The 21,573-nt window shown below is 62.0% G+C and carries 20 protein-coding genes and 1 tRNA gene; 10 read left to right on the top strand and 11 right to left on the bottom strand.

Features of this window, described 5'->3' with window-relative positions; genetic code table 11:
• Positions 1-59: 59 nt before the first annotated feature.
• The 5 genes from NKH90_RS27175 to hflX all read left to right on the top strand — a co-directional run bounded on the left by NKH90_RS27175 (position 60) and on the right by hflX (position 6,431).
• Positions 60-2,345 (top strand): sensor histidine kinase NtrY-like, encoded by a 2,286-nt coding sequence (locus NKH90_RS27175; protein WP_352502927.1) that lies wholly within the window; start codon positions 60-62, stop codon positions 2,343-2,345.
• Entirely contained in the window at positions 2,335-3,696 is a 1,362-nt protein-coding gene (ntrX, locus tag NKH90_RS27170) for a nitrogen assimilation response regulator NtrX (RefSeq protein WP_352471845.1), read from the top strand. Before NKH90_RS27175 ends, ntrX begins: the two co-directional genes overlap by 11 nt.
• A gap of 88 nt (positions 3,697-3,784) precedes the next feature.
• A complete protein-coding gene (locus NKH90_RS27165; protein ID WP_352448933.1) occupies positions 3,785-4,648 on the top strand; it encodes a D-amino-acid transaminase in 864 nt (287 codons plus the stop codon).
• 145 nt (positions 4,649-4,793) lie between these two features.
• Entirely contained in the window at positions 4,794-5,039 is a 246-nt protein-coding gene (hfq, locus tag NKH90_RS27160) for an RNA chaperone Hfq (RefSeq protein WP_006202172.1), read from the top strand.
• Positions 5,040-6,431, top strand: a complete 1,392-nt coding sequence (gene hflX / locus NKH90_RS27155) for a GTPase HflX (protein WP_352822146.1) — start codon at positions 5,040-5,042, stop codon at positions 6,429-6,431. It abuts the gene before it with no gap.
• 6 nt (positions 6,432-6,437) lie between these two features.
• Here the strand turns inward: hflX and mazG are convergent, their stop codons facing one another.
• Complete coding sequence (mazG, locus tag NKH90_RS27150; RefSeq protein WP_352471848.1) at positions 6,438-7,262, bottom strand: nucleoside triphosphate pyrophosphohydrolase; 825 nt, start codon at positions 7,260-7,262, stop codon at positions 6,438-6,440.
• A 136-nt stretch (positions 7,263-7,398) separates the two neighbouring features.
• Positions 7,399-8,583, bottom strand: coding sequence for an amino acid aminotransferase (locus NKH90_RS27145; protein ID WP_352682713.1), 1,185 nt, complete (start codon positions 8,581-8,583; stop codon positions 7,399-7,401).
• Positions 8,584-8,801: 218 nt separating this feature from the next.
• Between NKH90_RS27145 and NKH90_RS27140 the strand changes: the two genes are divergently transcribed.
• The 4 genes from NKH90_RS27140 to NKH90_RS27125 are packed head-to-tail and all read left to right on the top strand — an operon-like array spanning position 8,802 to position 11,424.
• On the top strand, positions 8,802-9,335 hold the full coding sequence (locus tag NKH90_RS27140; RefSeq protein ID WP_502896504.1) for a sigma-70 family RNA polymerase sigma factor: 534 nt from the start codon (positions 8,802-8,804) through the stop codon (positions 9,333-9,335).
• A complete protein-coding gene (locus NKH90_RS27135; RefSeq protein WP_352577854.1) occupies positions 9,332-10,105 on the top strand; it encodes an anti-sigma factor family protein in 774 nt (257 codons plus the stop codon). Before NKH90_RS27140 ends, NKH90_RS27135 begins: the two co-directional genes overlap by 4 nt.
• A 24-nt stretch (positions 10,106-10,129) precedes the next feature.
• Positions 10,130-10,837: a Bax inhibitor-1/YccA family protein gene (locus NKH90_RS27130; protein ID WP_352682715.1), complete on the top strand. Its 708-nt coding sequence runs from the start codon at positions 10,130-10,132 to the stop codon at positions 10,835-10,837.
• A gap of 32 nt (positions 10,838-10,869) precedes the next feature.
• The gene (locus NKH90_RS27125; RefSeq protein ID WP_352822142.1) at positions 10,870-11,424 is read left to right on the top strand and encodes a DUF2076 domain-containing protein; all 555 of its coding nucleotides are present in this window, start codon (positions 10,870-10,872) and stop codon (positions 11,422-11,424) included.
• Positions 11,425-11,526: 102 nt separating this feature from the next.
• Here NKH90_RS27125 and NKH90_RS27120 read toward each other — a convergent pair whose 3' ends face one another.
• From NKH90_RS27120 to NKH90_RS27080, 9 genes are all read right to left on the bottom strand, one after another.
• Positions 11,527-12,117, bottom strand: coding sequence for a hypothetical protein (locus NKH90_RS27120; protein WP_352822140.1), 591 nt, complete (start codon positions 12,115-12,117; stop codon positions 11,527-11,529).
• Positions 12,118-12,322: 205 nt separating this feature from the next.
• A complete protein-coding gene (locus tag NKH90_RS27115) occupies positions 12,323-13,141 on the bottom strand; it encodes an MBL fold metallo-hydrolase (RefSeq protein ID WP_352542013.1) in 819 nt (272 codons plus the stop codon).
• Between the two features lie 3 nt (positions 13,142-13,144).
• Positions 13,145-13,939, bottom strand: coding sequence for a TatD family hydrolase (locus NKH90_RS27110; protein ID WP_352542014.1), 795 nt, complete (start codon positions 13,937-13,939; stop codon positions 13,145-13,147).
• On the bottom strand, positions 13,939-15,525 hold the full coding sequence (gene metG, locus NKH90_RS27105) for a methionine--tRNA ligase (protein WP_352542029.1): 1,587 nt from the start codon (positions 15,523-15,525) through the stop codon (positions 13,939-13,941). Before metG ends, NKH90_RS27110 begins: the two co-directional genes overlap by 1 nt.
• Positions 15,526-15,647: 122 nt before the next feature.
• Positions 15,648-16,703, bottom strand: a complete 1,056-nt coding sequence (locus tag NKH90_RS27100; protein WP_352822139.1) for a DNA polymerase III subunit delta' — start codon at positions 16,701-16,703, stop codon at positions 15,648-15,650.
• A complete protein-coding gene (gene tmk / locus NKH90_RS27095; RefSeq protein WP_352448921.1) occupies positions 16,700-17,374 on the bottom strand; it encodes a dTMP kinase in 675 nt (224 codons plus the stop codon). Before tmk ends, NKH90_RS27100 begins: the two co-directional genes overlap by 4 nt.
• Positions 17,375-17,438: 64 nt before the next feature.
• Positions 17,439-18,599, bottom strand: coding sequence for a D-alanyl-D-alanine carboxypeptidase family protein (locus NKH90_RS27090; protein WP_352822136.1), 1,161 nt, complete (start codon positions 18,597-18,599; stop codon positions 17,439-17,441).
• A 101-nt stretch (positions 18,600-18,700) separates the two neighbouring features.
• Positions 18,701-19,924, bottom strand: coding sequence for a septal ring lytic transglycosylase RlpA family protein (locus NKH90_RS27085; RefSeq protein WP_352822133.1), 1,224 nt, complete (start codon positions 19,922-19,924; stop codon positions 18,701-18,703).
• 273 nt (positions 19,925-20,197) lie between these two features.
• Positions 20,198-20,929, bottom strand: coding sequence for a hypothetical protein (locus tag NKH90_RS27080; protein WP_352766616.1), 732 nt, complete (start codon positions 20,927-20,929; stop codon positions 20,198-20,200).
• 460 nt (positions 20,930-21,389) lie between these two features.
• On the opposite strand from NKH90_RS27080, the gene NKH90_RS27075 reads away from it, so the two are divergent.
• Positions 21,390-21,479, top strand: a tRNA-Ser gene (locus tag NKH90_RS27075).
• The last annotated feature ends 94 nt before the right edge of the window (positions 21,480-21,573 follow it).

Here is a 21,573-nt window from a genome sequence, read left to right as displayed (position 1 = left end):
GCATAATCGCCACAATGCGTTGCATACATCCGACGCAATCACTGGCTCTAGACGGCGACATGGCCCTGCACGCACCGACACTGAGCAAATCGCTTTTCAGCAATACCGGCGCGCGAGACGGTCGCCGGCTGCTTGCGCTGCCGGGCGTGATCGCCGTTGCCGGTGCGCTGGTGACGGCGGCGATCTCCTTCGCCATTCTGGTCGGCGCGACGCCGATCACGCCCGACGCGAGGACGACGCTGGCGCTGATTGCGCTTAATGCGGCGTTCGTCCTGTTTCTGATCTTGCTGGTCGGCCGCGAGGTGCATCGCATCCTGATGGCACGCCGGCACGGCAAGGCTGCGTCGCGCCTGCATGTGCGCATAGTGGCGATGTTTGCGCTAGTCGCCGCCATCCCCGCGATCATGGTGGCGATCATCGCGTCGATCACGCTCGACATCGGCCTCGACCGCTGGTTCGAGATCCGCACCAAGACGATCGTCAATTCGTCATTGTCGATCGCTGACGCCTATGTGCAGGAAAACGCCCGAAATCTTCAGGGCACGACGTTGTCGATGGCTTACGACCTCGACGCTTCGCGCACGCTTTACGGCCTCGATCGTACCGGTTTTCTCGACCTCATGAACAAGGAGGCGGTGGGACGCTCGCTGGCGCACGCAGCACTCATCAAGCCCGATGGTTCCTTCGTTATGAGCGCCAAGACCGACGCGGACTTTGCCATGCCGGAGCCGCCTGAGGGCGCCGTGGCAAGCGCTGCCGACGGCAAGCCGGTGCTGATAGAGCCGCGCACCCGCAACATCATGGGTGCCATCGTCAAGCTGCGCGAGATCGACGGCCTCTATCTCTACACCATTCGCCTCGTCGATCCCGAGGTGATAAAGGCGCGGCAGATCGTCAAGTCCAACACCGCCGAATATCGCGGTCTCGAAGACAATCGCCGCACCTCGCAAGTGGCTTTCGCGCTTCCCTATCTGTCGCTGACGCTGATCATCATCCTGTCCGCCATCTGGACCGGCATTGCGGTGGCCGACCGCCTGGTGCGGCCGATTCGTCAGCTCATCGGCGCGGCCGACGAGGTCGCTACCGGCAATCTCGACGTGGCCGTGCCTGTCCGCCCCTCCGACGGTGACGTCGCCTCGCTCGGCGACACCTTCAACAAGATGCTGATGGAGCTGAAATCGCAGCGCAACGAGATCCTGTCGGCCAAGGATTTGATCGACGAGCGGCGGCGCTTTTCGGAGGCGGTGCTTGCCGGCGTCACCGCCGGGGTCATCGGCGTCGATCCATATGGCATCGTCACCATCGTCAACCGTTCGGCGGAAACGATGCTGGCCATATCCGCCACGGCAGCGCTTGGGCAGAACCTTTCGGCCGTGCTGCCGCATGTCGGCCGCGTCTTCGAGATCGGCCGCAAGTCGGGCAAGCCGGTCTATCGCGAACAGGTCACCTTCTATCGTGCCGGCACTGAACGGACCTTCAACGTACAGATCACGATCGAAGCCGGCGACGACGGTTCGGAGGATAAATCCTACGTCGTTACAGTCGATGACATTACCGATCTGGTCCAGGCACAGCGTTCCTCCGCATGGGCCGACGTGGCGCGACGCATCGCCCACGAGATCAAGAATCCACTGACGCCGATCCAGCTTTCGGCCGAGCGTATCAAGCGGCGTTACGGCAAAGTCATCACCGAGGACCGTGAGGTTTTCGATCAATGCACCGACACCATCATCCGGCAAGTGGAGGACATCGGCCGCATGGTCGACGAGTTCTCGGCGTTCGCCCGCATGCCGAAACCGGAAATGAAGGCCATCGATCTGCGCGATTCGTTGCGCGAAGCCTCGTTCCTGGTCGAAGTGAGCCGGGCCGACATCACCTTCGAGCGCGTCTTCGGCAATGAGCCGCTCAAAGGCACGTTCGACAGCCGGCTGATGGCGCAGGCTTTCGGCAACGTCATCAAGAATGCTGCCGAAGCCATCGACGGACTTGATGCAGAGGATCGTCCGCACGGCATAATCCGGATTCAAGCCGGGCGTCAGAATGGCGCGATTCGAATCGACGTCATCGACAACGGCAGGGGCTTGCCGCGCGAGAACCGGCAGCGCTTGCTCGAGCCTTACATGACGACACGCGAGAAAGGCACCGGGCTTGGCCTCGCTATCGTCAAGAAGATCGTGGAGGACCATGGCGGGCGACTCGAATTGCACGATGCACCAGCGGACTTCCACGATGGGCGGGGTGCAATGATCAGCATCATCCTGCCGGTTGCCGCCACCGTTCCGGTACGCGGCGAGGGCAAGACGGAACACGAAAAAGAAACTGAAAAGGTCGGTAATGGCGTCTGATATTCTCATCGTCGATGACGAGGAAGACATCCGCGAACTCGTCGCCGGTATCCTGAGCGACGAAGGTCACGAAACACGCACGGCGTTTGATGCCGACAGCGCGCTGGCGGCGGTCGCCGACCGGGCACCCAGGCTGATCTTCCTCGACATCTGGCTGCAGGGCTCGCGGCTCGATGGCCTGGCCTTGCTGGACGAGATCAAGACGATGCACCCGAACCTGCCGGTGGTAATGATCTCGGGCCACGGCAACATCGAAACGGCAGTCTCGGCCATCCGCCGCGGCGCCTATGATTTCATCGAAAAGCCATTCAAGGCCGACAGGCTGATCCTCATTGCCGAACGGGCGCTCGAAACCTCCAAATTGAGACGCGAGGTTTCGGATCTCAAGCTGCGCAGCGGCGAGACTTTCGACCTCATCGGCATGTCGTCGGCAATGAGCCAATTGCGCCAGACCATCGAGCGCGTCGCGCCGACCAACAGCCGCGTCATGATTATCGGCCCCTCCGGCTCGGGCAAGGAACTGGCGGCGCGCGCCATCCACGCACTGTCGGCGCGCAAGAGTGCACCGTTTGTGACGCTGAGCGCCGCCAACATCACGCCTGAGCGTATGGAGATCGAGTTGTTCGGCACCGAATCGAACGGCGTCGAACGCAAGGTCGGCGCGCTGGAGGAAGCCCATCGCGGCATTCTCTACATCGATGAAGTGGCCGACATGCCGCGTGAGACGCAAAACAAGATCCTGCGCGTGCTGGTCGAACAGCAGTTCGAGCGGGTAGGGGGCACCAAGCGGGTCAAGGTCGACGTGCGCATCGTCTCGTCGACCTCGCAGAACCTGGAAGCCATGATCGCCGACGGCCGTTTCCGTGAGGACCTTTATCATCGCCTGGCCGTGGTTCCGGTCATGGTGCCGGGACTGGCCGAGCGTCGCGAGGACATTCCTTATCTGGTCGACAATTTCATGAAGCAGATCGCTCGCCAGGCCGGCATCAAGCCGCGCCGCATCGGCGACGACGCGCTGGCGGTGCTGCAGGCGCATAACTGGCCGGGCAACGTTCGCCAGTTGCGCAACAATGTCGAGCGGCTGATGATCCTGGCGCGCGGCGACGATGTCGATGCGCCGATCACCGCCGATCTCCTGCCTGCCGAGATCGGCGACGTCATGCCGCGCACTCCAAACAAATCCGATCAGCACATAATGGCGCTGCCGCTGCGGGAAGCGCGCGAACAATTCGAGAAGGACTATCTGATCGCCCAGATCAACCGTTTTGGCGGCAATATCTCGAAGACGGCAGAGTTTATCGGCATGGAACGCTCTGCATTGCACCGCAAGCTGAAGTCGCTGGGCGTCTGACAGCCAAACCAGTCGTGGCCCACGCAATTATCGGTTACGGCGGTCTTGGAATCGCATAAGAAAGCTCGACTTCTTTCAGGGGTTAGCCATGCCGCGCATTGCGTATGTGAACGGGCGCTACGTCGCTCACGCCGAAGCTTCCGTGCATATCGAGGACCGTGGCTATCAATTCGCCGACGGCGTCTACGAGGTCTGCGAGGTGGCACGAGGCTTCATCGTCGACATGCCCCGCCATCTCGCCCGATTGAACCGCTCACTTGCCGAACTCTCGATCGATTGGCCGATCACGCGCGGCGTGCTGCCGCTCGTCATGCGCGAGGTGGTGCGCCGCAACCATGTCGTCGACGGCCTGGTCTATGTCCAGGTGACACGCGGCGTCGCCAGCCGCGAGTTTTTCTTCCCGCCGGCGGAGACGAAGCCGTCGCTGGTGGTGACTGCCAAAAAAGCCGATCCTGCAGCTGCCGCGAAGCGGGCCGAGAGCGGGATCCGGGTTATCACAGTGCCGGAGAACCGGTGGGATCGGGTCGATATCAAGTCGGTCGGCCTGCTGCCGAACGTGCTGGCCAAGCAGAAAGCCAAGGAAGCCGGCGCTCAGGAGGCCTGGTTCGTCGATGTCGACGGCACCGTCAAGGAAGGTGGATCGTCGAACGCCTGGATCATCACCGGGGATGGCGTGCTGGTGACGCGGCCGGCCGAGCACGGCATCCTGCGCGGCATCACCCGTACGACGCTGTTCGACGTGGCCGCCAAGCTCGGCCTGAAGATCGAGGAGCGCGGTTTTTCGGTGGCCGAAGCCAAGGCCGCGCGCGAGGTTTTCATCAGCTCCGCGACCACGATTGCCATGCCGGTGGTGGCGATCGATGGCGCTCCCGTCGCCAACGGCCACCCGGGCTCGATAACAGTTTCATTACGGCAGGCCTTTTTTGACGTTGCGGAAAAAAGTCCAGCCTGATAACCGCACAGATGGAATGAACATCAATATATCTCGTTCTGCTTGTCGTTACTGACGGCAAGATGGTGTTTGCGTGCTTGACATGTGCCGGCTAATTTGGCGCATTGGCCTGCAAACCGAAGGGGATCGGCGAAAGACAAGAACAATGGCGGAACGATCGCAAAATCTTCAGGACCTGTTCCTGAATTCAGTTCGCAAGAGCAAAAATCCACTCACCATCTTTCTCATCAACGGCGTGAAGCTGACCGGCGTGGTCACTTCGTTCGACAATTTCTGCGTTCTGCTGCGTCGCGACGGCCATTCCCAGCTTGTCTACAAGCACGCTATTTCCACGATCATGCCGAGCCAGCCGGTTCAGATGTTCGATGGTGAGGAAAGCCAGGGCGCCTGATTGGCACGTGAGAAAGACGCGGACCGCCGCGTTCGCGGAAAACCAGCACATCAGACCGGGAAAGAGGCCAACGGCCCGACCCGGGCGGTGGTAATCGTGCCGGTGCTTACCCGGCAGCCGCGTGGCGACGACGACACCAACCGCCCCCGCCTGACCCGTTCCGCCGAGGCTCGTCGCGACGAGGCCGTCGGCCTCGCCAGCGCCATCGACCTCGACCTGGTCCACACGGCGGTGGTGACCGTCAACGATCCACGCCCGGCGACCTTGCTCGGCAGCGGCAAGGTGGCGGAGTTCGCTGAGATCGTCAAAGAGGGCCACGCGGAAGTGGTCATTGTCGATCATCCGCTGACCCCGGTACAGCAGCGCAACCTCGAAAAAGAGTTGAACGCCAAGGTGCTCGACCGCACCGGGCTGATCCTGGAGATTTTCGGCGAGCGCGCCCGCACCAAGGAAGGCACGCTGCAGGTCGATCTTGCCCATCTCAACTACCAGAAAGGCCGCCTTGTGCGGAGCTGGACCCACCTCGAGCGCCAGCGTGGCGGCGCCGGCTTTCTCGGCGGCCCTGGCGAGACCCAGATCGAGTCGGATCGGCGTGTGCTGCAGGACAAGATCACCAAGCTGAAGCACGAGCTCGAAACTGTGCGCCGCACCCGCGACCTGCACCGCGCCAAGCGCAAGAAGGTGCCATTTCCGGTAGTGGCGATCGTCGGCTACACCAATGCCGGCAAGTCGACTCTGTTCAACCGGCTGACCGGAGCAGGGGTGCTGGCCGAAGACATGCTGTTTGCCACGCTCGACCCGACGCTGCGCCGCGTGCGTCTGCCGCACGGCACGCCGATCATCCTTTCCGATACGGTCGGCTTCATTTCCGACCTGCCAACGCATCTGGTCGCGGCCTTCAGGGCGACGCTGGAGGAAGTGGTCGAGGCAGACCTCGTCATTCATCTGCGCGACATCTCCGATCCCGATACGGCCGCGCAGGCCGAAGATGTCGAGCGCATCCTTGCCGATCTCGGCGTCGATGCCCGCGATAGCAAGCGCGTCATCGAAGTATGGAACAAGATCGACCGGCTCGACGAGGGCAACCGGGCGCGGCTGCTTGCCGATGGTGCTGACGGCAAGAAGGCACCGCCGATCGCCATATCGGCGGTAACCGGCGAGGGCATCGATGCGCTGAAGGCGATCATCGAGACGATGATGTCGGGCGAACTGGAGACCTTCACCGTCACACTCAAGCCCGACCAACTCGGCGTCGTCGACTGGCTTTACCGCAACGGCGACATCATCTCGCGCGACGACAATGAGGATGGCAGCGTAACCGTCGCGCTCAAGGCTACACACAGCGCTCGGCAGGAGATCGAAAGCCGATTGCGCCGTCAAAACAACGGGTAGAGGCGGTTACTTCGCGCTTTTTGCCTGCTGCCAGAGCGCTTCCATCTCGTCCAGTGTCGCCTCTTCCAGGCTGTTTCCCGACGCTTGCAGCGTCCGCTCGACATAGTGGAAGCGCGACCGGAATTTTTCGTTGGTGCCGCTGAGTGCCGCTTCGGAATCAATTTTGAGGTGCCGGCCGAGATTGACGACCGCAAACAGCATGTCGCCGAACTCGTCCTTGATCGGCGCAGTGTCGCCTTTGGCCAGCGCCTCGCGTAGTTCGCCGATCTCCTCCTCGATCTTGTCGAGGATCGGCGCCGCCTCGCTCCAGTCGAAGCCGACGCGGGCGGCCTTTTCCTGCAGCTTGAGCGCCCGGGTCAGCGCGGGCAGGGCGACCGGCACGCTGTCGAGAAAGCCCTTGCCATGGTCTTCCGGGTCGAGCCCACGGGCGAGGCGCGCACTGCGCTTCTCCGCCTTTTCCTCTGCCTTGATCTTTTCCCACATGCCCTTGGCCATGCCGGCGCTGCGCGCCTTGTCGTCGCCGAAGACATGGGGGTGGCGGCGGATCATTTTTGTGGTGATGGCCAGGACCACATCGCCGAATGAAAATTCGCCGGCCTCCTCGGCCATTTGCGCGTGGTAGACCACTTGCAGCAGGAGATCGCCGAGTTCATCCCGCAGATCGTCCAGATCGCCACGCGCAATGGCGTCCGCCACTTCGTAGGCTTCCTCGATCGTGTACGGCGCGATTGTCGAAAAGTCCTGCTCGATATCCCACGGGCAGCCGGTTTCCGGCGCCCGCAGCGCTGCCATGATCTCGATCAGTCGGGAAATGTCTTTCGAGGGTTTCATCTGGGAAACGCTATCCTGTACACGGCTGTGCGGCCAACGGCTTCAGCCGGTGAGGGCGCCTTGTCCACAGACGGGCCGCCAGACCATGATACGAAAGTGGAAGCCGGTTTCCGGAAGATCCTAGTTAGCAAAAGCATCAGTCGAGCACGGAGACTATCGCCTTGGCGAGCGCATCCATGCCGTCCTCGGGCAGGCCGGCAACGTTGATGCGGCTGTCGCCGACCATATAGATGGCATGCTCGGCGCGCAGCCGCTCGACTTGCGCCTCCGACAGGCCAAGCCGGGAAAACATGCCGCGATGGCTGGCGACGAAATCGAAACGGTCGGAGTTGGACTGCCGCCGCAGCGCCTCGGCGAACTGGACGCGCAGCCGCAGCATGCGCAGCCGCATCTCTTCAAGCTCTGCCTCCCAGTCGGAACGCAATGCGGGGTCTTCAAGCACGATGCGCACCGCCGCCGCGCCGTGGTCCGGCGGCATCGAATACATGGCGCGCGCCGCCGACAGCATCTGGCCCATCGCCAAATCCGCCTGCGCGCCACCTTTCGCCATGATCAGCGCTGCACCGACTCGGTCGCGATAGACGGCAAAGTTCTTCGAGCAGCTGGAGGCAACGACCATTTCCGGAACTTTTGCCGCCAGAAGGCGCAAGCCGGCGGCATCCGCATCAAGTCCCTCGCCAAAGCCCTGATAGGCGATGTCGACAAAGGGCAGCAGGCCGCGCTCAACGACAAGATCGGCAATGGCAGCCCATTGCGAGATGTCTAGATTGGCGCCTGTCGGGTTATGGCAGCAGCCATGCAACAATACGACGTCGCCAGGATTCGCGGTTCTCAATGCATTCAGCATGTCGTCGAAGCGAACCGCACCAGAAGCAGCGTCGAAATAGGGATATTCGCGTATCTGCAGGCCAGCGGCGCGCATCACCGGCATGTGGTTCGGCCATGTCGGATCCGACAGCCAGACCATCGCGTCGGTGCGGGTCCTTTTCAGCAGCTCTGCTACCAGCCGCAGCGCGCCGGAGCCGCCTGGCGCCTGCGCCGCACGAATGCGCGTCATGTCGGCGGCTGGGCCGAACACCAACCTGGCCATCGCCGCGTTGAAGGCGGTATCGCCGGCAAGGCCGAGATAGGTCTTGGTATCCTGGCCCTGCAGCAGCCGCTTTTCGGCTTCGCGCACCGCGCGCATCACCGGCGTCTTGCCGTCGCGATCCTTATAGACGCCGACCCCAAGATCGACCTTGTCGGGACGCGGGTCGGCGCGATAGAGGCCGATCAAGGCCAGGATCTTGTCGGCAGGCGCGGGCTGGAGATTTTCGAACATCGATAAGGTTCCGTTGGCGGCGGAGTGATACGCAAACCGGCCGTGCTTTGCCAGCAGTTTCATATGCGCCAACTCGGCGCCGGTTTGCCTCGAAGGCGGCCGATACTATCTGGCGGGCGAGAGCGGGCCCGATATCTCCCAGGACGAGAACGCGGCGAGCCGTAAGAAAATTTCGGGGAGAGCGGGATTAACATCCCGACCTGCTCCGTAAACAGGACATGAAACGGCCGATGCCACGCTTCGATATTCTGGGACAGCTCGGTTCGCTGCGCCGCTATGCACGCTCGCTGACGCGCGACAGCGCCGATGCAGAGGATCTGGTGCATGATGCGCTGGTGCGTGCCTATGAGCGACGCGGCAGCTTCCGCTCCGGCGGAAATCTTCGCGTATGGCTGCTGTCGATCGTCCATAATGCATTCATCGACGGTCTGCGGTCCCGCAAATCCGAAGCAATGCGCATCGAACAGGCCGGCTATCTCGCCGAGGCGAATGTCCCGGCGCCGCAGGAACATTCGGTCCGTCTGGCGCAGGTGCGCGAAGCGTTTTTCGAATTGCCGGAGGAGCAGCGTTCGGCGTTGCATCTCGTCGCCATCGAGGGGCTTAGCTACAGCCAGGCCGCTGAGGTGAGTGGCGTGCCGCTTGGCACACTGATGTCGCGCATCGGCAGGGCGCGTGCGGCCCTGCGCGAGATGGAGGACGCGGTGCCGGCACGCGCGAAAGGCCATCTGAAGATCGTCGGAGGTGGATCATGAACCAACTGCGCGATCCCGTGACCGACGCCGATCTCGACGCCTATGTCGACGATCAGCTGGATGTGGCTCGTCGCATCGAGGTCGAAGCGTTCCTTTCGGCCCGCCCGGACGCGGCCGCGCGGGTGATGTCCGACTTACGGATGCGTGACGAATTGCGCGTGGCGCTTGCCGGATCGAAAGGCATGGCGCGGCCCGCGACGGCCGATGCTGCACGGCGGCTGGAGCGGGGATTGGCGCGCGGCCGCGTCCTTGGTGCTTTGCAGCGAGCTGCGGCAGTCGCTGTCTTCGTCGCTGCCGGCTGGCTTGCGAACGGGCTCATCGGACCGATATCGGTGACGGAAGTCGTCGCTTCGACCCATCCGCCGGCCTATGTGGAGGACGCGGTCCGGGCGCACCGCACGACGCTCGTGCGTGAGGCGATGTCGTCGCAACCCGAAGCACCCGGCTACAATGCCGACGAAATCCGCGCCGCGACGGCGATCGTGATGCCATCGCTGCCAGCGGACTGGACGGTCCGTGACGTGCAGATCTATCCATCGCAATTCGGACCGAGCATCGAGATGGCTGTCGAGACGAAAGAGATGGGGCTGGTCTCGTTGTTCGCGATCAGGCCCGGAACATTCGACGTCGTCAAGCCGACCGTCGTTCCCTCGGGCGAAGTTTCCTCGGCTTATTTCCAGATCGGCGAGGTCGCCTACGCGGTCGTCGGACGCAGCGATGTCGGCGGTCTCGATCGCACGGCCGAAGCGCTCGCCAAAACGCTTTACTGATCGACCTGCAAGAAGGAGAACCACATGAACAATCTCGGATATATCGGGGCCGGAGCCCGAGCCGGAGCTGTCTACGATGAAGGCCTGCGCCGGCACATGCTGCGCGTCTATAACTATATGGGCCTTGGCCTCGTCGTTACGGGCGTGATCGCGTTCGTGGTGGCTTCCACGCCCGCCCTTTACGTGCCGATCTTCTCCACACCGCTGAAATGGGTGGTGATGCTGGCCCCGCTGGCCTTTGTGCTCTTGTTCTCGTTTCGGATGCAGGCGATGTCGGCAGCCGGCGCCCAGGCGATGTTCTGGGCATTCTGCGCGGTCATGGGCCTGTCGCTGGCTTCCGTGTTCCTGGTCTTTACCGGCACCAGCATCGCACGCACCTTCTTCATCGCCGCCACCATGTTCGGCGCGACCAGCCTTTACGGGTACACGACCAAACGCGACCTGACGCAGTTTTCGTCGTTCCTGATCATGGGCCTGATCGGCGTGGTGATCGCCAGCATCATCAATATCTTCCTGGGCTCGACCGCGCTCCAATTCGCGATCTCTGTGATCGGCATCGCCGTCTTCATCGGCCTCACCGCCTGGGATACCCAGACGATCAAGGAGCAGTATGCGGAAAACTTCGGCGCGGAATCACAGCAGAAACTCGCTGTCTTCGGTGCATTCTCGCTCTATCTGAACTTCATCAACATCTTCCAACTGCTGTTGAACTTCACCGGCGAGCGCGAATAGCCGGCGTTGAACCAAGACCGGAGTTGGACATCATGGACAGAAACGATCAGCAAGCGATCGGACAGCTCTTCGAGAAGTTGGCAAGCGCCGAGCGCCAGGCGCCGCCGCGCGATGCCGAAGCAGAGCGCTTCATTCAGGACCAGATCACCCAGCAGCCTGGGGCGCCATATTACATGGCCCAGACGATCGTGGTTCAGGAGCAGGCCCTGAACGCAGTTCAGGCGCGCATAGAAGAACTGGAGGAGCAGGCGCGGCAGCCGGCCGGCGGTGGACCGCTCAGCGGCTTCTTCGGCCGCAGCGGCGGCAGGCGCTCAGGCTCGGTTCCGCGGGTAGGGCGCACCGCCTCCGTTGCAACTGAAGGGCCGCAGGACACGCCACAGCGGGCAGGCGGCGGTTTTCTTGCCGGCGCCGCGCAGACCGCGATGGCCGTGGCGGGCGGCGTGCTGCTCGGCAACGCGATCGCCGGCGTGTTTGGCGGCAGCGAAGCGAAGGCAGCTGAACAGCCGACACCGCAGCCGGACGAAGCCGATCAGGCAGGCGATTCCAGCTCCGACAATGGCGGGGACTTCGGTGATATGGAGTTCTGACGAGCGACTCGACCTGTGCCTGTGCTGGGGCTGGTGACGATTGCGGGTCAGCATAGGCGAGGTGGCGAAGGCAACATCCGGGAAGCGAGCCCTCGCCGGCGGCTAATAGCCCAGGCGCTTCAGTTCAGCCTTGACCGCTGCGATCGTCTTGAAGCGGAAGCGCTTCGTTGCGCCGTCGCGCCAATGGCAATCGCATGTGGCATCGAACTTCCGGCTCGCTTTCAATTGAGTCAGCGCCTTCTGGCCTGGCTTGGGGCCATGGAAGATGCGAACCTCGTAGAGCGTCCCTTCGACATCGTAGTGCATCTGAGCCCAGGAAAGTATCACGATCAGTTCCTTTGCCGGGTCGTGGTCGGCGTTGGCGAGGCCGAGCGCGATGTCCGGTGTGTCGCCCTCTTGTTCACCGATCGTGACCTGGATTGCGCGATATCTGTTGTCAGCTAGCCGTTGCAGCGCGACGAGCGGGCGTTCCGGATATTCCTCGGCGGTCTGATAATCGACGAAGAGTGTCTGGAGGCCGTTCCAGCTCACGGCTGTGGTGTGCGGATCAGCATTGTCGGCGAACCCAACAACACGTTTGGCGAAAGCCAGGTCGTTCTCGCCTGGCGCACGACTGACATCCTGAGCTCGCGCGTCGGTGATCGCGCAGGCGAGGGTGAGGGCAAGACCTGCAAGCAGCGGAAGCGTCTTCATGATTCGCAATCCTAGCATGCCCGTTGCCTCCACAGCGCTGTTGCGAATGTCTAAGAGTGAACGGTCTAATCTCGCCGCCAACGGATGCTATAGCCTTTAGTCGCATAAGATAGATTATGGAACTGGCGTAGCCGATTGGATGTGGCGTGAAGATAGCACTCCGCGAGATCCAAACCCGCGAACCCAGCCGTAAAAACCTCGCCCTTCACGCTGATTCGTAAGGGATTTCGATCGTCATGCCGTCATAAGCAGGCTCGACGTTGGCCGGCGTCTCGGCCATTACCGTGGCGTAGTCGAGCGGAACATGCATATGCGTCAGCACCGCGTTCTTCGGCGCCAGTCCTTCGATCCAGCCAAGCGCCTGGCCAAGCGACAGATGGCTCGGATGGACGGTGTATTGCAGCGCGTCGATGACCAGCATGTCCAGCCCGCGCAAACGCTTGGCGGTCGCCTCCGGAAAGTCGCTGACGTCAGGGCAATAGGCCAGCCCGCCGATGCGGAAACCCAGCGAGGTGATGTCGCCATGGAGCTGCAGCAGCGGTTCGAGGGTGAGGGCGCCGCCCTCGCCTGCGATCACCACCGGCCTGTGGTGGTCGATGATATGGGCGTTGACGATCGGCGGATACGAACTGCCTTGCGGTGTTTCGAAACAGTAGCGGAACGCCTCGCGTAGGCGCAGCATGGTAGCCTGATCCGCATGGATGTCGATCCGGTGGCGCTGCTCGAGCACGAAGCCGCGCAGATCGTCGATGCCGTGGATATGGTCGGCATGCGGATGTGTATAGACCACCGCATCGATGCGCTTGACGGATGCCAGCAGCATCTGCTCGCGGAAATCCGGGCCGGTGTCGATGACGACCGTGGTCCGGGCGCCATTCGCCGCGATCCGCTCGACAAGCGCTGCGGTGCGCGTGCGCCGGTTCCGGGGATTTGCTGGATCGCAATTGCCCCAGTCGCCGGTGATGCGTGGCGTGCCCGGCGATGAGCCGCAGCCGAGGACGGTAAGACGTAACCGGTCGCTCATGCGTCAGGCGCCCGTCGCGCTCGGGCGCGGCATTTTCCTGAACAGCCGGATGAAGTTATCCGTGGTGATGTCAGCGATCTCGGCATCGCTGACGCCGATCGTCTCGGCCAGCACCTTGGCTGTATGCGCGACATAGGCGGGCTCATTGCGCTTGCCGCGAAACGGGATCGGCGCCAGGTATGGCGCGTCGGTTTCGACCAGCAGACGGTCGCGCGGCACATCGGCGGCGACGGCGCGCAGCTCGGCGGAGTTCTTGAAGGTCAGGATTCCGGAAAACGAGACGTACCCGCCGAGCGCCACGCCGATCTCGGCCAGCCGGCGTCCCGACGAAAAACAGTGCAGGATGAAGGGGAAGGCGCCCTTCCCTGTTTCTTCTTCGAGGATATTAGCCATGTCGTCGTCGGCGTCGCGCGAATGGATGACCAGCGGCAGACCGGTCACGCGCGCCGCGGCGATGTGGGTGCGAAAGCCCTGCGCCTGTGCGTCGCGCGGCGCATGATCGTAGAAATAGTCGAGTCCGGCCTCGCCGATCGCCACCACTTTGCGATGAGCAGAGAGCCGCACCAGATCATCGACACTGACGTCAAGCTCTTCGGCCGCATTATGCGGATGGGTGCCGACCGAGCAATAGACCTCATCGAAAGTCTCTGCAATCTCAAGCACTTGGTTAAATCGCTTCACCCTCGTCGAGATCGTCACCATTCGGCCGATGCCGGCCGCTAGGGCGCGGGCGACGATGGCCGCCCGCTCTTCGGCGAAATCCGGAAAGTCGAGATGGCAGTGACTGTCGACCAGCATCAGGCGCTTGTACCCGTTTGCTCGACATAGCGTGGAAATACCGGTTCCGGCGCCGGCAGCGGCGTACCGGATACCAGCGAATGGCCTTCCGCGACATGCTCGAAATTACGGCTGCCGGCCGGCACCGCCAAAAGGTCTAGCAGCTTTGCCGCCGACTGCGGAATGAAGGGCTGGCACAGCAACCCGACACGCCGGATCACCTCAGCGGTCGTCCACAGTACCGTTTCCATGCGCGCCGGATCGGTCTTCTTCAGTGCCCATGGCTCCTGCCCGGCGAAATAGCGGTTGGCTTCGGCCACCACGCCAAAGATCGCCGCCAGAGCAAAGTGGATGCCCTGGTCGGCCATCGTCCTGCGCGCCGTGACAAGGGCGGTATCTGCCTGATCGAGGATCGCTTTGTCGGCATTGCTCAATTCGCCGCGCTTAGGCACCACGCCGCCGCAGTTCTTGGCGATCATGGACAGCGAGCGCTGCGCCAGATTGCCGAGATCGTTGGCGAGGTCGGCATTGGTGCGGTTGACGATTGCATCATGGCTGTAGCTGCCGTCCTGGCCGAACGGCACTTCGCGCATGAAGAAATAGCGCACTTGGTCGAGGCCGTAGTGCTCGATCATCGCGAACGGGTCGACGACATTGCCGACCGACTTCGACATCTTCTCGCCACGGTTGAACAGAAAACCATGCGCAAACACGCGCTTCGGCAATTCGATGCCGGCCGACATCAGGAATGCCGGCCAGTAGACCGCGTGGAAGCGGATGATATCCTTGCCGATGACGTGGACGTTCGCCGGCCAGAAAGACCATCTCTCATTGGTCGGATCCGGATAACCGGCGGCGGTGATGTAATTGGTTAGGGCATCGACCCAGACATACATCACATGCTTCTCATCGCCGGGCACCGGCACGCCCCATTTGAATGTGGTGCGCGAGATCGACAGATCCTTCAGGCCGGATTTGACAAAGCTGATGATTTCATTGCGCCGCTCCGCCGGTCCGACGAACTCGGGGCTGTTCTCATAGAGCGCGAGCAGTCTGTCCTGATAGGCGGAAAGGCGGAAGAAATAGCTCTCTTCCTCGGTCCATTCGACAGGCGAGCCGAGCGGTTCGCGGCGCACGCCGTCGTCACCGACCTTGGTTTCGGCCTCGTCGAAATAGGCTTCCTGCCGCACCGAATACCAGCCACTGTAGCGGTCGAGGTAGATGTCGCCATTCTCAGCCATGCGCGTCCAGATCGCCTGGCAGGCCTTGTAATGACGCTCTTCGGTGGTGCGGATGAAAACGTCGTTCGAGCAACCGGTCGCTTCGAGCATCGAGCGGAAGATCGCCGAGTTGCGATCGGCAAGCGCTTTCGGCGTCAGGCCTTCGGCGTCCGCCGTCTGCTGCATCTTCAAACCGTGCTCGTCGGTTCCCGAGACGAAGAAGACGTCCTTGCCATCGAGCCGCTGGAAGCGGGCCAGCGTGTCGCTGGCGATGACATTGTAGGCATGGCCGATATGCGGCTTGCCGTTCGGATAGAAAATCGGCGTCGTGACGTAGTATTTTTCGCGTGCCATGGATGAGCCGTCATGAATGTCTGAATGAAAGATGTCGCGGTGAGATATCGCATCGAAACGGCAATTGCCATCCGACGCCAATGTGGTGGCTTCGAAGTTCCTGCGATTGATTGGGAATCAATACTCAGGGGATTCAAAAGCCACGCCAGCGGCCGTCACATTCGCATTGCAGAATTCAGGCGGTCGATCATGGTCAGGGCGTGCTGCTTTTTGTCGAGGTTGTAGGTCTCGGTTTCAGATATAGCGTTCAAAGCCGCGTGCCAAGTATCCGACAGCGTTTTGGCTCGCGCGAGATCGCCGGCGAGCGCGGCCTGGCTGGCGCCGGCCGACAGCAGATCAAGCGCGCGGCGATTGAATATCTCGAACGGGATCGCCTGGTCGCGGCCGGCGACCGCCTCGGCAAGACGGTAGGCGCCCGCGACATCTAACTTCTTGGACATCACCAGAGCGTCGAGGGTGGCGGCGATTTCGAGCCCGCCATACTGCGTCAACAGGATCGCATTGCGCGCGCTGCCCCCAGAGCGCTCCGCCAGCGCCGCGCGCGCCGCAGGATCCTCCGGTGGCGGCGGCTCGATGCCCTCCAGAACCGTCATCAAGCTCTCGGCATCGAGCGGCGCCAACCGCACCATCTGGCAGCGCGACCTGATCGTCGGTAGCAGACTGCCCGGCGCATGGACGATGAGGATGAATAAGGTGCGCGCGGGTGGCTCTTCAAGATTCTTCAGCAAGGCATTGGCAGCATTGGTGTTCATGTCGTCGGCGGGATCGACGATAACCACCCGGTAGCTGCCGTCGTGCGACGTCAGCGACAGAAAACGGCTGACCTTGCGGATTTCGTCGACCGTGACCACTGTCTTGAAGCTCTTGGTCTTGTCGTTCACCGGGCGTGTAAGATGCAGCACCGAAGGATGCGCGCCGGTGGCGATCTGTCGAAACAGCGACGAAGCCGGATCTGGAACGGCAAGGCTTTCCGGCGCCTGCTCGAAGGCCGGGTGCTTCAACAGATGATGCGCCAGGTGAAAGGCCAGCGTCGCCTTGCCGATGCCAACCGGTCCGGCAAAGATCAGTGCGTGCGGCAGCTTTCCCGAGCGGTAAGCGGTGGCGAGCATGTTGGCCGCCTGCAGGTGACCGACAAGACGCGGCGTCTCGGATGGCTCGGGCACCCCGTCCAGCGTGTCGTGCTGTTCGGGCGCGATGCGTTCGAAAATCATGCTGGCGCCGCCTGCCTTCTTTGCGCCGGCATCATCCTCTCGAGAGCCGCGAAGACCGCGGCGGTAACGACATCCTCCACCGCATCTAGGTCGGCTGAGGCATCGACGACAACGCAGCGTTCGGGTTCAGCTGAGGCGATCGCGAGAAACGCCTCGCGCCGGCGTTGGTGGATGGCCAATGTTTCTTTCTCGAAGCGGTCCGGTCCGTCACTGCTGCCCCGCCGGGCGGTAGCGCGCCTCAGGCCCTCGGCGGGGTCGATGTCGAAGATCAGTGTCATGTCCGGCACCATGCCGTTGATGGCGACCTTCTCCAATGCGTCCATGAATGCCGGGTCGAGGCCGCCGGTGACGCCCTGGTAGACGCGCGAGGAATCCATGAAACGATCGCAAAGTACGACCGAACCGCGCTCGACTGCCGGCCGGATGACCTGTTCGACATGGTCGGAACGCGCAGCGGCGAAAAGCAGAGCTTCCATCTTGGGGCCGAACGGCTCGGCTGCGCCTGAAAGCAGGACATGCCTGACCGCCTCCGCGCCCGGCGAGCCACCCGGCTCACGTGTCACCAGCACATCGTATTTCTTGGCGCGCATCTTCTTTGCCAGCCGCTCGATCTGCGTCGACTTGCCTGCTCCTTCGCCGCCTTCAAAAGTGATGAAAAATCCGCGCGCCAAAGCCTTTGTCCATACTTCGGGGACCGTATAGTCCCGGCGGGAAAAAAGGTCCACCGCGACGGTGCTAACGCAGCCAGCCGACGGCCAGTTCCTTGGCGGCGTCGAGCGCGCGCCGCGGCAGCGAACCGACACCGATCGACTCGGCGGCAAACAGCGGCGTCTCCTGGCTCAGCGTATCGCCGATCCAGACGCGCAGCGTACCCACCGGCTGCCCCTCCTCCACCGGCGCTGCCACCGGTCCGTCATAGACGATCCTGGCGGTGAGCTTGTCGCGGTTGGTGATCGGCAGGAAGATCTGCACCGGTCCTTTTGCCTTTAACGCGACACCGGACTTGGCACCGCCAAAGACCTGGGCTTCGCCAACCACTTCGTCCTTGGCGAATACTTCAGTCTTCTCGAAGGAGCGAACGCCCCAGTCGAGCAGCTTTCGCGCTTCCTCAGCCCGCTCACGGTCGTTTGCCAGACCGCTCATCGCCGCGATCACCCTTGTGCCGTTGTGGCTGACCGAGCCGACAATGCCGAACCCGGATTGCTCGCTGGCACCGACCGCGAGCCCGTCGGCGCCTATGTCCATGGCCAGTAGCGGATTGCGGTTCCTCTGGGAAATCTTGTTCCAGGTAAAATCCTTCTGGCCGTAATAGCGGTAGAGGTCCGGGTAGTTGCGCCAGATATGCAGCGCCAGAAGCGCGAGTTCGCGAACGCTCGTTTGCTGCCCATCGGCCGGCAGACCGGTGGAATTGACGAAAGTCGATTTCTGCAAGCCGATCTGGCGGGCACGCCCGGTCATCTGCGCCGCGAAGTTTGCTTCGGACCCGGCCATCCCTTCAGCGATGACGATACAGCCGTCATTGGCCGCCTGCACGGTCACGCCCTGGATCAGGTCTTCCAGCCGGATCGTCGACTTGAGCTTGGCGAACATGGTCGATGTCCCCGAAGGAGCGCCGCCTTTGCGCCAGGCGTTCTCGCTCACCACGAAGGTGTCATCGAGCGTCATGCGCCCTGATTTGATGGCGTCGAAAGCCACTTCCATCGTCATCAGCTTGGCCAGCGAGGCCGGCGGGATCAACCTGTCGGCGTCCTTGGAAAACAGCACGGTTCCGGTTTCGGCATCGATCATGAAGGCCTGGGCGGCCTTGGTCTCGAAAAGCTGAGCTGAGGCCTGCGCAAGCGAGAGCAGCAGCAGGCCGAGCGCCACAAGCCCGGTGAAAGGGTGAAAAGATTTCATCAGGTTCGACCAGTGAGCCGGCGCTTTTGCAAGTTGGCAGAAGCTATCAGGCTTTTGCCTGGCGGATCAATCGCGCGCGAAAAAACCAGGCAGCCCCGAACTCAGTTGCGTACCGCAAGCGCATCCGGCGCACCATGCGACCACGCTGCCTGCAGCATCTCGTCCAGGCTGCCACGACCGTTGGCAAAGAGGTTGACCGAGTACCAGTCCTTGCCTTCAAGTTCCGAGCGCTGGATTTCGGTCTTGCCGAAGCTGGAAAGCTGGGCAGCCACACGCTCCGCTTCGGCGGCATTCTCGAATGAACCCGCCGCGACATAGGCGGTGGGCGACCCGGCTGGAGGGGCTTGCCGCTTCCACGATTGAAGAAGCTCGGCGGACGACATGCCGGTGCGATCCAGCCCGGCAAACGCGTTGGAGGCGCGCTGCACGCGCTCGTCGGCGTAAGACAGCGACGCCATGGTGAACGGCGATTGCGCCGGCAGGTTTATCTCCGGACGCTCCGGCACGATCGGGCCGAAATCGGGCAGTACAATGTCTCCCGAAGCAGATGCTTGCACCGCCATGACAGGCCGTGCATCGGATCCCTGCCCGGAATTCGTCAGCTGACCGGGGAACGGCACGGCAGCAGCGCTCACCGGCAGGCTTGGCGACGGCCCATTCATCGCGACCATGACGCCGCTGGGCAGACCGTCCGACGGATCCGGCGCCCTGTTGCCTGGACGATACGAAGCCACCAGATACTGCCCGTCATTGCCTTCGAGCGGCGCACGGCCGACATATTCGACCTTCACCTCGGCCGTACCGACATTGGCATAATCGAGCATTTCAGCAGCGCGCTTCGACACATCGATGATGCGTCCATCATGATAGGGCCCGCGGTCGTTGACGCGCACGATCACCGAGCTGCCGGTCTTCATGTTGGTGACCCGCGCATAGCTCGGCAGCGGCATGGTCGGATGCGCCGCCGTCAGATCTGCCATGTCGTAGACTTCGCCGTTGGCCGTCAACCGGCCGTGGAAGGCCTCACCGTACCAGGATGCGAGGCCAACCTTGGCGTAACGTTTGTCTTCCTTCGGATAATACCACTTGCCGCGCACCTGATAGGGCTTGCCGAGCTGGTCGCGTCCGCGAGACGTCTTGAACATGACGCGCGGGCTGGCTTTCACGCCGTATTCGGCTTCGGAAAAATATTCCTTGGAGCGAGGTTTCTTGTTGACCATCGCCCTTTGCTGCGGCCCGGCACATGCTGCAAGAAAGGCTGCCGACAAGGCCAACAGCGCGAAAGCGGAAGCGCGACGAAGACGCGGGCGCGCCGTGGTCTGCATATTTTGATTGTCCCCTATAGCATCGACGAAGGCACCGCAGCATGAACGTCAGCGATGCCAAAGCACCCACTCCAGAAACGCCGGCGACGCCCTACCCCAATCCTTTTTGTGCGCAGGAATTGTTTATCACCGTATTAACCGATTGTGGTCGGAACCGGGCGAGATTGTGGCACGGACCGCCTCGCTGATCGGCATGAAAATCATCGCTTATCGATCAGAAACGCCATTCGTGGCGCACTTTGCCCCTGGCTTGGCGTGGCTGCGAGCGCAGATTCAGGGACCGAATATCACAAGTTCGGTGAACGTCAGATCTCCAGGTGCGGGTGGTCTGGGACCTTTGAAGTATTTCAGCCCCTTGTTGGGGCGGTACCATCCCACCAAGCCTGGAATCGGCTCCTTGGCGTCGACAAAGCAAACCAGGATTCCGCTTCGCAAGAGAAAGCGCCCCATCGCGCCGGCGCAGCGGCTCAAATCCGCAAGCGAGCGGCAATAGATGACCTGATGGCATCGAATAACACCGTGCAACATTCGGCGCGGCATCAACACCATGGGGAACGCTGCTCCGTCGCAAATGCAGATCAACGACAGGCAGCCCAGCGCGGCGTGTTCCGAGAGTATGTATCTCTCACTCTCGGGCAGCATCGCCAATTCCGGAAGATCGGGACGCACTTCGACCACGCGACATGACCGCTGCGCCGAACTTAAAGCCGGCAAGAAGGTAAATTGTCCGCTGGAGAAGAGCCGAAAGCCTAGCGCCCGGTTGGCTTTCAATGTCGCTTGTGCAGGCGAAATGTTCGTGTAGGTCACGTCCTTCCGCTTGAGAACCGCCGCAACCAACATGGCGCCATAGGGACGGAAATCTGCATCGACTGACCAGCTTGAAAGATTGCAGCGAATTTCCTCGCTCTCCGACCCGTGATAGCGAGCATAAAGGGTGAGCACAACGCCGACGATCCGACCGGCATGCTCCAAAGCAAAGCCATATTGTGGGAACTCGGCAACCACAGGCCGCTGCGACAAGCGGGTCAGAGCGTGTATCCAGTAACTCCGGTTACGCGCCGGAAAGCCCCTGCACAGGCAATCAACCACTCCCTCCCAGTCGGTTTCGCGGACTGGTCTACAGCGAAGACCGGGCGGGAGAGCGCCAAGTACGGCCAAAATCAACTCCAGAATACGATTTACTTACATGTGCCTAACGCGCCCAACATATCAGCGCTCAACGATTAATAGTCCGTGCGGGTTTTAAAAACGATTTTCCACACTCAGCACAAACACAGCTCGCCATGACGCTGCTCAACGCCCTGGATCGCGCCGAAAGGTGCGGCCGCCACGGTTGACTTGGCGTTGAATGCGGCTTTACAGGAATGGAGCGCGAACCGGTCGGGGAACGTCCTGGTGCCAATCCGGTACCGACAGCTCGAACCCGCTCCTCTCGCGATATCCTAAGTGATTGAAAAATCACCTTGGAGGGATGGCCGAGCGGTTTAAGGCACCGGTCTTGAAAACCGGCGTGGGTGCAAGCCCACCGTGGGTTCGAATCCCACTCCCTCCGCCATATCCGTCCTGTCCAACCCGGAGACATGGGTAACAGATTGTACTTAAGACATGGGTGACAACCTCGTGCCGAACGGGTTGTCGATGGTCTGCAA

The organism is Mesorhizobium sp. M0898 (genome assembly GCF_040319695.1).
In the GTDB taxonomy this organism is placed as follows: domain Bacteria; phylum Pseudomonadota; class Alphaproteobacteria; order Rhizobiales; family Rhizobiaceae; genus Mesorhizobium.
The sequence above is the reverse complement of the archived record's forward strand: the minus strand, read 5'-3'. Positions and strand labels throughout refer to the sequence as shown.